The 13,671-nt window shown below is 61.5% G+C and carries 12 protein-coding genes; 3 read left to right on the top strand and 9 right to left on the bottom strand.

Going from position 1 to position 13,671, the window contains the following annotated elements; translation table 11 throughout:
* Window positions 1–37: 37 nt before the first annotated feature.
* From ACH6CX_RS01930 to ACH6CX_RS01940, 3 genes are read left to right on the top strand one after another with little or no spacing between them, the layout of a single operon-like run.
* On the top strand, window positions 38–1,315 hold the full coding sequence (locus ACH6CX_RS01930; RefSeq protein ID WP_396674499.1) for a sensor histidine kinase: 1,278 nt from the start codon (window positions 38–40) through the stop codon (window positions 1,313–1,315).
* Window positions 1,315–2,007 carry a response regulator gene (locus ACH6CX_RS01935; protein ID WP_396674501.1) on the top strand — a complete coding sequence of 231 codons (693 nt, stop codon included), beginning with the start codon at window positions 1,315–1,317 and terminating at the stop codon, window positions 2,005–2,007. The genes ACH6CX_RS01930 and ACH6CX_RS01935 overlap by 1 nt, the downstream gene beginning before the upstream one ends.
* Entirely contained in the window at window positions 1,994–2,440 is a 447-nt protein-coding gene (locus tag ACH6CX_RS01940; protein WP_396674503.1) for a hypothetical protein, read from the top strand. The genes ACH6CX_RS01935 and ACH6CX_RS01940 overlap by 14 nt, the downstream gene beginning before the upstream one ends.
* 38 nt (window positions 2,441–2,478) lie before the next feature.
* Here ACH6CX_RS01940 and ACH6CX_RS01945 read toward each other — a convergent pair whose 3' ends face one another.
* The 9 genes from ACH6CX_RS01945 to ACH6CX_RS01985 all read right to left on the bottom strand — a co-directional run bounded on the left by ACH6CX_RS01945 (window position 2,479) and on the right by ACH6CX_RS01985 (window position 13,507).
* Window positions 2,479–4,896: a DNA polymerase II gene (locus ACH6CX_RS01945; protein ID WP_396674505.1), complete on the bottom strand. Its 2,418-nt coding sequence runs from the start codon at window positions 4,894–4,896 to the stop codon at window positions 2,479–2,481.
* 166 nt (window positions 4,897–5,062) lie between these two features.
* On the bottom strand, window positions 5,063–6,007 hold the full coding sequence (crtB, locus tag ACH6CX_RS01950; RefSeq protein ID WP_396674507.1) for a 15-cis-phytoene synthase CrtB: 945 nt from the start codon (window positions 6,005–6,007) through the stop codon (window positions 5,063–5,065).
* A complete protein-coding gene (locus ACH6CX_RS01955; RefSeq protein WP_396674509.1) occupies window positions 5,997–7,496 on the bottom strand; it encodes a phytoene desaturase in 1,500 nt (499 codons plus the stop codon). The genes crtB and ACH6CX_RS01955 overlap by 11 nt, the downstream gene beginning before the upstream one ends.
* Window positions 7,493–8,683, bottom strand: a complete 1,191-nt coding sequence (gene crtY, locus ACH6CX_RS01960) for a lycopene beta-cyclase CrtY (protein WP_396674511.1) — start codon at window positions 8,681–8,683, stop codon at window positions 7,493–7,495. Before crtY ends, ACH6CX_RS01955 begins: the two co-directional genes overlap by 4 nt.
* 51 nt (window positions 8,684–8,734) lie before the next feature.
* Complete coding sequence (gene fni / locus ACH6CX_RS01965; protein ID WP_396674513.1) at window positions 8,735–9,796, bottom strand: type 2 isopentenyl-diphosphate Delta-isomerase; 1,062 nt, start codon at window positions 9,794–9,796, stop codon at window positions 8,735–8,737.
* A gap of 116 nt (window positions 9,797–9,912) precedes the next feature.
* Window positions 9,913–10,410: a sterol desaturase family protein gene (locus ACH6CX_RS01970; RefSeq protein ID WP_396674515.1), complete on the bottom strand. Its 498-nt coding sequence runs from the start codon at window positions 10,408–10,410 to the stop codon at window positions 9,913–9,915.
* A 14-nt stretch (window positions 10,411–10,424) separates the two neighbouring features.
* Complete coding sequence (locus ACH6CX_RS01975; protein ID WP_396674517.1) at window positions 10,425–11,633, bottom strand: ABC transporter permease; 1,209 nt, start codon at window positions 11,631–11,633, stop codon at window positions 10,425–10,427.
* Complete coding sequence (locus tag ACH6CX_RS01980; RefSeq protein WP_396674519.1) at window positions 11,630–12,619, bottom strand: ABC transporter ATP-binding protein; 990 nt, start codon at window positions 12,617–12,619, stop codon at window positions 11,630–11,632. Before ACH6CX_RS01980 ends, ACH6CX_RS01975 begins: the two co-directional genes overlap by 4 nt.
* Before the next feature lie 9 nt (window positions 12,620–12,628).
* On the bottom strand, window positions 12,629–13,507 hold the full coding sequence (locus ACH6CX_RS01985; RefSeq protein WP_396674521.1) for a polyprenyl synthetase family protein: 879 nt from the start codon (window positions 13,505–13,507) through the stop codon (window positions 12,629–12,631).
* Window positions 13,508–13,671: the final 164 nt, after the last annotated feature.

Consider the following 13,671-nt stretch of genomic DNA (forward strand, 5'->3'; position numbering starts at 1 on the left):
CCATGACAGCCCGAAGGGCCTGGTTTAGCATGCAAGAATGAAATCGCCGTCCCCCACCCACCAGGCATCGATTGCATCTGATGCTAGCCCCGAGTTACCGAAGCTTCCGGTCTGGCAGCCCATCCGCGGGCCATTCGAGCGCTGGCCGCAGCTGACCGACCTGCTGATCGTCCTGTTCGCCTTTTTGCTGACGCTGCTGATGTGGTCGCGGGATGACGCACACCAGGTGCTGGCCCTGCAAAGCATTTGGGATGTCGTCGCTTTCCAGTGCGCCTTCATCGGCTGTTTCGCCCTGCTGTGGCGCCGCACCCACCCCTGGCAGGTGCAGGCCGTTATTCTCGGGGCCACGCTGGTGCTGGAGCTGGGCTTGCCGGCCGAGGGCATCGTTGCCCTGGCGTTTTCGCTCTACAGCCTTGGGCGCTATGAGGCCAACACCCGGGCCAGCTGGATCGCGATGCTGGCGACGCTGGCTTTTGTGTTGATCGACGAGAGGGTGCTGGTGAGGCCCACGGCCGGGGGCACCGTGGCGGTGATGCTGGCGTGGGCACTGTGGTATACCGGCCGCCGGTTGCGCTTTCGCGGCGAGTACCTGCGCTTGATGGAAGAGCGAGCCCGGTACCTGGAACGGGAGCGCAACGCGGAGTCCGAGCGGGCTGTCGCGGCCGAGCGCACCCGGATCGCCCGCGAGATGCACGACGTGGTGGCCCACCAGGTGAGCCTGATGACGGTCCAGGCCGGCGCCGCCCGGACCATCGGCCGCAACAACCCGGAGGCGGCCAGTGAGGCCATGGCCTCGGTGGAAGCTGCTGGTCGCCAGGCCCTGACGGAGATGCGCCACCTGCTCGGCGTACTGCGCCCGGCCAGTGATGCCGCCGCCCTCGCCCCGCAGCCAGGACTGGCGGACCTGCCCGCCCTGATCGACAAGGTCCGGGAGGTGGTGGCCAGGGTGGACTACGCCTCTCACGGCGAGCTCGACGATGTGCCTGCCAGGGTCGCCCTTGCCGCCTACCGGATCGTGCAGGAATCACTGACCAACGTCATCAAGCATGTGGGTGCCGGGGCCAGCGTCCGTGTCAGCGTGAACGCCGAAGCGGACCATCTCGCGATCTGTGTGCGCGATGACGGCCAGGGCCCAGGTGAGACAGACGCGCGGCGCTCTCACGAGCAAAGTGGAGAGCAAGCCGGCGGTGGGCACGGCATTGCCGGCATGCGCGAACGCGCGGAACTGCTCGGCGGCTGGCTCAATGCCGGCCCCGCCGAAGGCGGTGGCTTTGAAGTGACCGTACAACTGCCCACCATGGAGAGGGGGAATTAATGATACGAGTGATGGTGGTGGACGACCAGGCGCTGGTGCGGCGCGGCTTTGCCCTGGTGCTGGATAACGAGCCCGATATTGAGGTAGTGGCCGAGGCCGGCACCGGTGTCGAGGCGATTGCTGCTGCACGGGAGCATCAACCGGATATCATCCTGATGGATATCCGCATGCCCGAGATGGACGGGCTGGAAGCCACCGCGCAGATCTTAAAAGCCGGGGAGGCAGCCGAAGCCAGTGACACCCCCTGCCGGGTAATCATCCTGACCACCTTCGATCCCGATGAGTATGTGTTCCGTGCTCTGCAGGCAGGCGCCAGTGGGTTTGTGCTGAAGGACATTCCGCCGGAATCGCTGGTGGAAGCGGTGCGCACGGTGGCCGATGGCGGTGCCATGCTCGCGCCCGGTATTACCCGCCGCCTGATCGGCCAGTTCGCGCAGAAGATGGGCAGCGGCCGCAACCTGGCCGAACGCCTGGAGCGCCTGACCACGCGGGAGCGCGAGGTGCTGGCCGCGATCGCCCATGGCAAGAGCAATGCCGAGATCGCCGAAACCCTGTTTATTGGCCCGGCCACCGTCAAGACCCACGTATCCAGCGTGCTCTCCAAGCTGGGCTTGCGCGATCGGGCCCAGGCCGTGGTGTTCGCCTACGAGTGCGGCCTGGCTACCGCCGGAGGGCGCGATGTCGGTTTCTAGTCCATCACAAGAAACGCAGCGCAATTCCCTGTATAGCCTCGCCGCAGTCGGCGCTGTGCTCCTGGGTATTCTCCTCACCATGGGCGCCTACGGCCATTTTGCTGCTGTGTGGGAGCAGATGATGAGTGATGAAACTGCCCTGCCCCGACGCCTGCTGCTGATGCTGCCCGGCGCTACCCTCGCTGGCACCGCTGTACTGAACATCCTGCTCAGCAAGCCGCTCTGGCAAGGGCGCGGTTATGCGCTTACCGCGACACTGGTGGGAAATTTGCTCGCCACAGCCTATCTGGTTTACCTGATTATACGGGGCGTACCGGGCCACCCCATTGGAATCTTTCTGGCCCTGGAAATGTCGCTTGTCATCCTGCTGGTGAGTATACGGGCGGGGCTGGTGTGGCCAGCGCTAGCTGATGCCAATATAGAAAAGCCGTAGAGCACCAGTATTTTTCCCTGACCCCTACATTCTGATGCTCAATCGGTCACGCCAAACAGGCCCAGCTGGTCATCCACCAGGCTGTCAAAATCCAGTTCTATGAATGGCAATATGGCATCGGCCACCGGCTTGAGCTGCCGGTCGATATAGTGCTGGTAATCGATCGGTGACTGGCGGTAATCCACCGGCTCCGGGCCATTGAGGGTGATCACGTAACGGATCCAGCCCTTCTTCTGGTAGCGGGGTGGCAGCCCCTGCTGGCGGCGGTGTTCATCGGCCATGCGCGCCGCACGTACATGGGGCGGCACGTTTTTTACGTATTGCTCCAGCTTGCGCCTGAGCCGCTTGCGGTACACCAGCTGCTCGTCCATGTTTCCGGCCCGGGTTTTCTCCACCGTCTCGCGGATATAGTCGGACGGGTCCTCGCCGTGAAACACCATCCCGTAGAGCTGGGTCTGGAACTGCTTGGCCAGGGGCGTCCAGTCGCTGCGCACGGTTTCCAGGCCCTTGAATACCAGCTTTTCCTCACCCCCGTTCACCACCAGGCCCGCATAGCGCTTCTTGGAGCCGGCCTCCGAGCCGCGAATGGTGGGCATCAAAAAGCGCTGGTAGTGGGTTTCAAATTCCAGCTCCAAATCACACTCCAGCGCCAGCTCTTCCTTGAGCTTGTGCCGCCAGCGCGTGTTGATCTCGCTGGCCAGGCGCTTGCCGATCGCATCTGCCTCATCAACGCTGGGCTGGCCGCTCAGCCAGACAAACGTGGAATCGGTGTCGCCGTAGATGACCTGGTGGCCCAGCTCCTCGATCCAGCGGGCCGTCTGCTGCATGATCTCGTGACCGCGCAGGGTGATGGAGCTGGCCAGGCGCGTGTCGTAGAAACGGCAGCCCCCACTTCCTAGTACCCCGTAGAAGGAGTTCATGATGATCTTGATGGCCTGAGAGCGGGCGGCATCCTGCTCCTGCTTGGCGATGTCCCGCTGGGCCCAGAGATTGGTAATGATGTCCGGCAGGAAATGCTTGTCACGAGAAAAGCGCGCGCCGCGAAAGCCGGGGATGCTGTTTTCATCCACCCGGTCATCCGCCGCGCCCTCTTCCGATTCCTCTTCCGCTCCCTCTTCCAAACCCTCGCCCGCCGCTTCAGCCAATCCCTCAATCAAGCCCATGGGGTCGATCTTGAAGGTGCGGATTATGCTGGGATACAGGCTCTTGAAATCCAGCACCAGCACGTTGTCGTACAGGCCCGGCCGGGAGTCCATCACATAGCCGCCCGGGCTGGCCAGGCCGCCGTCGGCCGGCAGGTTGGGCGCCACATAGCGGCTGCGGTGTAGCCTGGGCAGGTAGAGGTTGGTAAAGGCCGCTACCGAGCCGCCGCTGCGGTCGAGCTCCAGGCCGGTGAGCTGGGCCCGCAGGCGCAGGTAATCCAGCAGGCGGGTGTGCTGGAAAATATCCCAGACCAGGCGGCAGTCTTCCAGGTTGTACGCAGCCAGCTTGGGTTTGTTATGGCGAAAGTCGTGTTCAATCGCCGCCAGGCGGTTGTCCACGTCTTCGGTGTCCTTGCCCCTGCCCAGCAGGGCCTGGGCCACGAACTCCAGGCTGAAGCTTTCAAAATTGTAGGTGGCGTTCTTCAGTCCGTCGATGCCGTCCAGCACCACCCGGCCCGGCAGCGTCACGAAGCCCTGGCTGCCTTCCCGGCCATCCCGCCAGCGGGCCTCTGTGCCACCGCGCCCCAGCTTCAGGCGCAGGCCATGGCGCCCGGCCCGTTTCAGCAGCAGCCGAAAATCAAAGTCCACCACGGCCCAGCCGATGATGATGTCCGGGTCCAGGCATTGGATCCTGGCCTCCAGGGCCTGGAGCAGGGCCCGTTCGTCGTCCACCCAGTGGATGGTGGTGTCGGCAGCCTCCGGTTTGCCCACCATCAGCACCTCTTCCACGCCATGACCGTAGAGACCGATGGAATACAGCTCACCCTGGCCGGAGCACTCCACATCCAGGGAAACCACCTTGAATTCCGGCTGCATCTCGGCGCCCTTGAGGCGCACCTGGCGGTATTCCGTAAAGCCGTCTCTGGCCTGGGCCAGACCTTCAAAGTAGAGGCCACCCCGGGCAAACCGCTCCATCAGGTAACGGTCGTGGAGACGGAAATCCGCTTCAAACACCTCGATGCCACGATTCTGCAACAGGGCCTGGGCCCGGCGGTGGGCGTCGATGGTGGGGAAATACAGCATGGCCGCTTCCTCGCGGCCAAAGGTCTGGAAGCTTAGCTGCTGCCACTCACAGGGCACGCCGGCCAGAGCCTCGGTCACCGGGGCCCGGTCAGCGACTTTCACCATAAAAACCGGGCGCTCGCCCTCAATGACCAGCTTGACCGGGCCCTCTGGCGTGGCCAGCCAGTAGTGGATGCAGGTACTGCCGCGCTGGTCAAAGCTGTGGCGGCTGAGGAGGAATCCTTGAGGCAAGAGACTGTTCTTGATTGAGGCTTGGGTTGGAGCCTGGGTTTGTGACGGCCGCAATTCTACTGGATAAATACACAGATATCAGCAATCGTCGAAGCTGACCATTGAATCTCACGCAGAGGACACGTTCACGGTCGCGAAAGGCACGGACGTCCCGTGAAGGAGGCCGCTACGCTGGACGCTGCCAGAGACTGCTAGTTCTTGGAGCCGGCCTGTACCAGCGGGATGCCACCGCCTGAGCGAGCCCCTGACCCAGCAAGCGCGCCTTGTCCACCTTGGTGGTCGAGACGCGCGAGTCCCAGGCCCGGGCGCCGTGCGCTTTTACCTTGATCCCGATTTCCCGATAGACGCCGCGGGCGGTCGCGATGGCCCAGGCACAGCGAGGCGGCAACGCCGTCAACCCACAAAGTGCGGAGTCATAGTAGGGTTCCGCCAGATCGATCAGCTGTCGGGCCAGGCCGGCCAGGGCCTCACGATGCTGTGGCGCGGTCATCTCCTGGCGTGGAATGCCGGCTTCCTCCAGCCACTGTTCCGGCAGATAGCAGCGACCGATCTGTGCATCCTCGATGATGTCCCGGGCGATATTGGTCAGCTGAAAGGCCAACCCCAGGTCGCAGGCCCGATCCAGGGTCGCCTCATCCTTCGCGCCCATGATCCAGGCGATCATGATGCCCACCACGCCGGCCACGTGATAGCAGTAGGCCACGGTATCGTCGAGGGTGACATAGCGCCGCTGTGCCACGTCCATGGCGAAGCCGTCCATGTGGGCCAGGGGATAACGCTCGGGAATCCCATGGCCGAGCGCGACTTCCTGAAAGGCGGCGAAGGCCGGGCTCTGCATGGGCTCTCCCGCATAGGCGCGACGCGTCAAGTGTCGCAGCTCGTCCAGGCGCTTCTCGCTGCTTTCGCCCCTGGTTTCCTGAGATTCCTGAGCTTCCTGAGCACGAAAACCCAGTTGCTGGTCGTCGATCACGTCGTCACAGTGACGGCACCAGGCATAAAGCATCATGACGCTGCGCCGAGTGGCCGGATCGAACAGCCTGGCAGCGGTGGCGAAACTCCTGGAGCCCGCGGCGATCGTCTGCGCGGCGTGCTGTCCGAGTTTATCCCTCATCGAGTCCCTCCAGCATCAGGCCCGCGGTGGCCTTGGCGGAACCGATCACTCCGGGCACCCCGGCGCCGGGATGGGTGCCGGCCCCCACCAGATAGAAGTTGTCGATCCTGGCATCCCGGTTGTGGGGCCGGAACCAGGCGCTCTGGGTGAGCGTCGGTTCTAGGGAGAAGGCGGAACCCAGGTGGGCGTTGAGCTCCTCGCGAAAATCCACGGGAGTGAAGTGCCGACAGGTGACCAGGTGCTCCCGAAGCCCTGGAATATAGTGACGCTCGAGATAGTCGAGGATGCGGTCGCGGTATATCGGACCCTGGGTTTCCCAGTCGATGTTCGCCTTGCCCAGGTGCGGCACCGGCGCCAGGACATAGTGCGCGCTACAGCCTTCCGGTGCCAGGCTCGGATCGGTGACGCAGGGTGAGTGCAGGTAGAGGGAGAAATCCTCCGCGAGGGTGTCCGCGTTGAAGATCTCGTCGATCAATTCCTTGTAGCGCGGGCCGAAACATACCGTATGGTGCTCCAGGCCTTGCGGTGGCCTGTCCAGGCCGAAATAGATCACGAACAGCGACATGCTGTAGCGCTTGCGGCCCAGGACCTTGCTTTTGCGGGCGCCTCGGGAATGCCCACTCAACAGCTTGCTGTAGGTGTGCATCACGTCCGCGTTGGAGGCCAGTGCGTCGGTCGGAACATGTCGGCCATCCGTCAGGGTGACGCCGTTCACCCGATCCCCCGTGGTCTCGATGCGAGCCACTTCCGCGTTCAGTTCGAGGGTGCCGCCGAGGTCCTCAAACAACTGGGCCAGGCCCCGCACCAGGGCGCCGGTGCCGCCCCGCGGAAACCACACGCCCCACTCCCGCTCCAGCGCGTGGATCAGCGTATAGATCGACGAGGTGGCGAAAGGGTTGCCCCCAACCAGCAGGGAATGGAAGGAAAAGGCCTGGCGCAGGTGCGGGTCTTCAATGAATTTCGAGACCATGGAGTAGACACTGCTCCAGGCCTGAAGCCGCGCCAGTTGCGGCCCGGCGGCGAGCATGTCGCGAAACGAGAGAAACGGCACGGCACCGAGCTTGCGATAGCCCTCCTCGAACACCGCCCTGGAGTAGTTCAGGAACCGTCGATAACCCTCCACGTCTCGTGGATTGCGCTCGGCGATCTGTCGATCCAGGGTGGCCTGATCGTTGACGTAGTCAAAAGCCGGGGCATCTTCCCAGCAGAGACGGTAAAAGGGCGTGACCGGCAGCAGTTCGACATAATCCGCCATGTCCTTGTCCGCCAATCGAAAAAGCTCTTCCAGCGCGGAGGGATCGGTAATCACCGTGGGACCGGCATCAAAGGTAAACCCCTTGTCCTCATAGACATAGGCGCGGCCACCGGGCTTGTCGCGCTTTTCCAGCAGAGTGGTCTGGTAGCCGCCCGCCTGCAGGCGAATCGCCAGGGCCAGGCCGCCGAAGCCGGCACCGATCACCAGGGCACGTTGAGGTCGGAGTCGTGTCATGTGCGTATTCCGAAGGAAGTGGATGCGATCTTTTGCGGTGAATTCAGCCACACCGCCTTGAGCGCTTCGCCAAGGGGCACCGGCGGTTTGCCTATCAATATGCGCGCCTTGTCGGCCCGGGTCAGGTGTCCGGCGTAGAAACGTTCGATCAGCGGTTCCGACAGGCCGTAAAAGCGCTGCATGACCTGCCAGCGCCGCTCCGGGCGGCCAGCCAGAAACAGCATGCGATTGAGCAGGCGAAAGTAGCCCTGACGCCGCCATTCACGAGCGGCGAAAGTTTGGATGGCCTGGAACAGCGACGCCGCATCGAGATTTCCAAGCTCGGCGATGCACTCCGCCAAACCCATGGCCTGGGGCAGAGAGTAACCGGTGGTGGGATGGAACAGCCCGGCGCGCAGGCCACTTCGCGGCTGGCCCTGGGCGTCCTGCCAGAAGGCATCGAAATCGCCCGCCAGGGTGATCGGCAGCACGCCGCTCTCCTCCCGCAGGGTATCGACGATCCGCCAGTCGCGATCCCGCGCATAGGCGTCGATATGCTCACGTAATCGGGACGCGTCCGCCTGCGGGCGGTCCACATAGTGGGTATCTTCGATCAGTAAGGTATCTTGACTGAACGGCAGCACGTAGACGAACCGGTAGCCGTCCTGCTGAGGCACGCTGGCGTCCATGAGGATCGGTTCTTCCAGGCCGTGGGGCTTGTCCAGGCGCACCTCCCGCCCGAGAAATGCCTGATAGCCCAGGGTCAGATGAACGCTGTCGGCGGGACCCCGGCCGTCGATCACCGCGTTCGCGTGCAGCACCCGGCCATCCTCGAGTTCCACACGGTCCGGGGAAAGGCGGGCCACGCGCGTGTCGGTCCACAGCCTGTCGCCCAGGGCTTCTTCAAGAACGCGGGCGAAATCCCGGGAGAAAATGCTGGCATAGCCTCCGTTCAACAGGCGCTCGCGTTGCGGGAATATCACCCGGTGCCGCGGCCAGCGGCGGCCCACCAGGGGCGCCAGCCAGGCATGTTGGGCTGCGGTGAGATCACCATCGTGAAACGACCAGGTGTGCTGGCCACCGGGGCGACTTTCGCTTTCCAACATCAGCAGACGCAACCCTGGCTGCGCCTGTAGCAGGCGCAGGGCGATCAGGCCGTTGGCCAGGCCGCCCCCCACCAGTATCAGGTCATAGCCCGGCGCGTTCATGGGTAATACCCCGCAGCCAGCGGCAGAAAAGAAGCGATGAGCGAGATGCACCTAGTCATGGGCCTCTTCCAGAGGGACGCCGCGATCATCCAGCAGCACCGCCGCACGCAAGGCATGCAGATCCGCGCTGCCGGTACAGAAACAGGCGATTCGCAACTGCTGGATGACCACGTCGAAGTGCTCGATCACCGCCTGACTGGATTCGGTGGCACTCCTGAGCACTGCCGCGGCCTGCCCCACCAGGTCCGCGCCCAGGCGTATTGCCTTGGCGACTTCCACCCCATCACGAATGCCACCGGAAGCAATCAGTGGCGTCTCCGGCAGGGTCTGGCGCACCGCCCGAATGGCCTGGGCGGTGGGGGTCCCCCAGCCGGCGAAGGCCATGGCGACCCGGCGCTGAGTCTCGCCTGTCGCGCGTTCCGCCTCCACCGCTGCCCAGCTGGTGCCGCCGGCGCCGGCCACGTCGATCATCGCCACCCCCTCTTCCACCAGCGCCCGGGCCACGCCGGGGGAGATGCCCGCACCGACTTCCTTAACCACCACCGGCACCCCGAGCGACCTGACCAGTGCACCGATGGCCTGAAGCACGCCACGCCAGTCCCGGTCGCCGCCCTCTTGGACCGCCTCCTGCAGGGGATTGAGATGAACGATCAATGCATCCGCCTCGATCATCTCCACCGCCCGGAGCGCCCATTCGATGCCCCGGGGCTCCCGTAATTGACCTGCACCGATATTGCCAAGCAGGGGGATATCCGGGGCGATGCGTCGCAATTGCTTGGTCAGGCCATGATCGCTGCCAGACTGCAGGGCGACTCGCTGGGAACCGATAGCCAGGGCGATACCCAGGTGTTGGGCGGCTTCTGCCAGGTGATGATTGATCGTTTTAGCCCGCTCGGCACCGCCGGTCATGGAACTGATCAACAGCGGCGCGTTCACGGGTTTATGGAAAAGTCGCGCGCTTAGATCGATATCGTCCAGGTGCAACTGCGGCAAGGCGCAATGGGCGAAGCGATAGTCGGCGAATCCCGTAAGGGTCGAAGTGTTTGCCCGACGAGCGTCCAGCACAATGTCAAGATGATCATTCTTGCGTTTCACCAAATCGTCATCGGTCATGTCGCGCTCCCGCTGGGAATATATTGGATTGCCTTTTATGGTTAATATCGAACGATGCCGCACCTCAAACCGCTGAGATCTCAAACCACCGGGACCTCAAACCACCGAGCGTTATCTCATTCTGAAAAATCCTCACACACAGAGGCAGCCTGTTGCTGCTTCAGGCGTTTCTTGAGTTTCCTGACATCTGGCGCGTGAAGGAAGCCGAAGGACACAGCACCCTCTCGAGTACGTACGGCATGATGTATTCGATGAGCCTGGACCAGACGCTTCAAGTAGCCGCTCTTCGGCTGCCAGCGAATCGGCCAGCGTCGGTGAACCATGCCGTCGTGAAACAGAGAGTACACGATGCCGTAGAGAGTAATGCCTGATGCGATTGCCGTGAGTGGCTTCCAGTAAAGGTCACCGACAGCAAACATACCGATCACCACCAGCGAGAACACAACAACGTACAGGTCGTTTTTCTCGAACACGCCGTCAGTGGGTTCGTGATGGGATTTGTGCCAGCGCCAGCCCCAGCCGTGCATAATGTACTTATGGGCGTACCAGGCAAACACTTCCATACCCAGGAAAGCCGCGATCACAAGCACGAGCGTCCAGAACCAGTCCATCATGCTTTACAACCCTCTCAGGCCGGCGTCTTGAATAAGGGGACGGCAGCTAAAAGCAGGCACACCAGGCCCACGGCAGCCAGGATGCCGCCGGGCTGAGCTAGCTGAGCCCAGCTGTCGCCGCGAATCAACGCCCCGTAAAAACCTTCGATAGCCCAGGCATTTGGTGTGAACAAGCTCACCGTCTGCAACCAGTCAGGCATCATAAAACGTGGCACCATAGATCCGCCCACGGCGGAAATAATGAGCACAAAAAATGAAGAAAAGGTTGTCGCCTGTTGAGTTGTTCGACACAGCGACAGGAGTAAAAGTGCCAGCCCGGCACTGGCGGCGGCGCTGGCAAATGCCATGACAATGACTTGCGCCAAAGCGCCCTCTATCTCCAGCCCAAACCCGAACCTTGCGACCAGGAATATGGCGCTGGCCTGCAAAAATCCCAGGGTTAACAAAAACAGAAACCGTCCCAACAGTAACCGAGCGTGTGCGGCTTTGCTCAGCAGGAGGCGTTCGGAGATACCGTTTTGGCGCTCTTCCAAACTGACCATGCCTGCATTCACAGCGGACAATAACAAGAACAGAATAGTGGTGGCACCAGCATAGTACGCAATACCGCTAAGCCCGGATATAGACGCTGGCGCCTGGCCATAAACGGGCTGAAACTCGATAAGCGCGTCTTCGGCGGCTGCGCTGTCCGGTTCTCGGGCCATTGCTCCTAAAGCAGCGTCCAGGCGCGCCTGTTGTCCGGGCGTGAAGCCATCAACTAAAGCTTCTGTGCTTTGCGCAAGACGTTGCACAAGAACCTGTGGTTGTCGGGAGGCCAGGCTTTGTCGCAGCCAGCCTTGCAAAGACAGGGCAGCAATTTCACGGGTAGGCTCGCTGACGATGGTAAACAGTGGACCGTTGTTATCGTCTGGTTGCCCGTGGATGATCACCGCTGTGTCGAAATTGCCTTGTCGCACCTCTTCCAGTAGTTGAGCACGGCTCGAATCGGGCAGAGCCGTAATCTCCACGCCTTCGGTTTGTGTCAGGTACTGCGCGAAGTCTTGCAATACCGGATCTTCGGTTTCCAACACCAGCCCTACCCGCAAGTGCAAGTCGCCTTCCGCGGCGCCGGAGAAGATGCTGGCAAATATGGCGAATACCAGGCTCGGCAAAGCAAATGCCAGGAGTAACGCACCGCGGTCACGCCACAAGCCCAGGGCCATCACCCGGAAAATTGCCCTCATGACTCCGACTCCCACTCTGGCTCCGCCACAGAATCGGTTCGGGCACCGGTATAGTGCTGCATTACGTCTTTTAATCCGGGCCGGCGCACCGAGACCCCGGCAAGTGCATCACGTGCTCCGCCAATGCCGCGATACAGGTGATCGATCAACCTATCCAGCGGCAGGTCACTTTGTAGCCACCATTCTCTGCTCTCATCACTACTCTTGTCACTGCGAGGGCGAAAACCGATCTCCCGCAGCCGCCCACAGAGTGCCGGAGGGGGCATCTGAACCGTACGCACAACGAATAGCTGACGGTTATCGAAGATGTCGTGGACTAATGTCTGGGGTTCGGCCAGGGCTCTCAGCTGCCCTTGATGAAGAAGGGCTACGCGGTGGGATAGCACTTCAGCCTCATCTAACTCATGAGTAACAACCACCACGGTCGCACCTTGCTCGGCGCGGCGGCGAATAAGGTCATGGATTGACATACGCACACCCAGGTCGACGCCGGCTGTGGGTTCGTCCAGAACAAGTAGAGACGGGTGCGAGACCAGGGTGGCTGCCAGGTGTAAGCGCCGTTGCATACCACCGGACATTTGCTCTACCCGCACATCGGCCTTGTCTGTTAACTCGATTTCTTCCAGCGCCTGACTGACTCGCGCGGTTATCTGGTGGCGACGGACACCTGCGCAGCGCGCGAAAAACTCCAGGTTCTCCCGCCCCGTCAGGTGCCGGTATAAACCCAGGAACTGGGGGGTGAAGCCGATGGAATGCTGATAGGCCTTGCCCGGAAAAAGCGCTTTTCCCGCAATAAATATTTTCCCAGAGGTGGGGCGCAACTTGCCGGTAATGGCGCGCAACAATGTCGATTTTCCTGCACCATTAGGCCCGAGGATACCGAGTATCTCACCTGGACGAACCTGTAAGGAAACGTCGTCCAGAGCACTGTGACTGCCATAGACGATCCGTAGTTGATCAATGGTGAGTGCTGCCGTCGCCGTCATTCGCCAGGTCTAACTCCCGAGCCTTTGCGCTGCACCGTTGAAGGTAACGAACTGTTGTTCCACGAGTGCTGCGAGCAAGGAGTCGTCGTGCCCTGCCCTGCGCAATTGCTCTCTTGCCAGTGCTTGTGCGTCGTTCAATGCGCCACGAACTTCTGCTGGTGTATAAAGAGAAAGCAAGGTGGTTTTCGCCGTATCCTGCTGCACATCCTTGCCTGTCTCTTGCGCAAAGGCACTGTGGTCCAACATATCATCGTAAAGCTGAAACAGCAGGCCAAAGGCACGGGCAAAGCGCGTCAATGCCTCTATCACTTCTGCGCCCATCCCCCTGAGCCGTGCACCGGTGACGACAGAAAACTCAAACAGGCAACCTGTTTTCTGGTGATAAAGCTGCTCAATTTCACTCTTGTTGCCCACGGGCTGATTTTGTAAATCTGCAATCTGCCCGCCAACTAATCCCATAGAACCAATAACATGACTGAGATGAGCACTCACGGCGACCTTGGTGGAAGCATCCACGTTGGGGCAATTGGCGATAACCCCGTACGCGAGATTGAGGAGGTTTGTTGATGCAAGAATGGCTGTGCTTTCGGAAAAGCGTATGTGCGCGCAGGGGCGATCGCGGCGCATAGTCGCATCGTCCATGCAGGGCAGGTCGTCGAGAATCAGCGAAGCGGTATGCACCAGTTCAGATACGCAGGCCATACGAAGGGTGTGACTGTCAGTGGCCACGTTCGCAGCCAGAAGCGTAAGAAGCGGGCGCAGGCGCTTGCCTGGTCCCAGTGAAGCGTAATGCATGGCTTGATGCAGATGCGAGGGCGGTGTTTCTTGAGCTGGCAGAAGCTCCAGCAAGGTTGCGTTTATCATATTCTTTAGATGGACAACTTCCATCAGTGGAGTCATTGGAGCCGAGACGGTTATTGGTGGCTGTCTCTTATTACCTCGGGACGCGACAGTCGCGGACTCTGCAACTGACGCTTGCGGCTTGTGTGTAAAGGTCACCCTATTCTCCCGGTTGACTACCTATGCGGCCACAATAAAGCCAGAGCTGACCC

Origin of the sequence: Microbulbifer sp. JSM ZJ756 (assembly GCF_044383805.1) — a bacterium.
In the GTDB taxonomy this organism is placed as follows: domain Bacteria; phylum Pseudomonadota; class Gammaproteobacteria; order Pseudomonadales; family Cellvibrionaceae; genus Microbulbifer; species Microbulbifer zhoushanensis.

Coding starts and splice junctions, on each gene's coding strand:
- ACH6CX_RS01940 (WP_396674503.1), top strand. CDS start 1,994: ATGTCGGTTTCTAGTCCATCACAAGAAACGCAGCGCAATTCCCTGTAT.
- ACH6CX_RS01985 (WP_396674521.1), bottom strand. CDS start 13,507: ATGGAAGTTGTCCATCTAAAGAATATGATAAACGCAACCTTGCTGGAG.
- crtY (WP_396674511.1), bottom strand. CDS start 8,683: ATGAACGCGCCGGGCTATGACCTGATACTGGTGGGGGGCGGCCTGGCC.
- fni (WP_396674513.1), bottom strand. CDS start 9,796: ATGACCGATGACGATTTGGTGAAACGCAAGAATGATCATCTTGACATT.
- ACH6CX_RS01980 (WP_396674519.1), bottom strand. CDS start 12,619: ATGACGGCGACGGCAGCACTCACCATTGATCAACTACGGATCGTCTAT.
- ACH6CX_RS01930 (WP_396674499.1), top strand. CDS start 38: ATGAAATCGCCGTCCCCCACCCACCAGGCATCGATTGCATCTGATGCT.
- crtB (WP_396674507.1), bottom strand. CDS start 6,007: ATGAGGGATAAACTCGGACAGCACGCCGCGCAGACGATCGCCGCGGGC.
- ACH6CX_RS01955 (WP_396674509.1), bottom strand. CDS start 7,496: ATGACACGACTCCGACCTCAACGTGCCCTGGTGATCGGTGCCGGCTTC.
- ACH6CX_RS01970 (WP_396674515.1), bottom strand. CDS start 10,410: ATGATGGACTGGTTCTGGACGCTCGTGCTTGTGATCGCGGCTTTCCTG.
- ACH6CX_RS01975 (WP_396674517.1), bottom strand. CDS start 11,633: ATGAGGGCAATTTTCCGGGTGATGGCCCTGGGCTTGTGGCGTGACCGC.
- ACH6CX_RS01935 (WP_396674501.1), top strand. CDS start 1,315: ATGATACGAGTGATGGTGGTGGACGACCAGGCGCTGGTGCGGCGCGGC.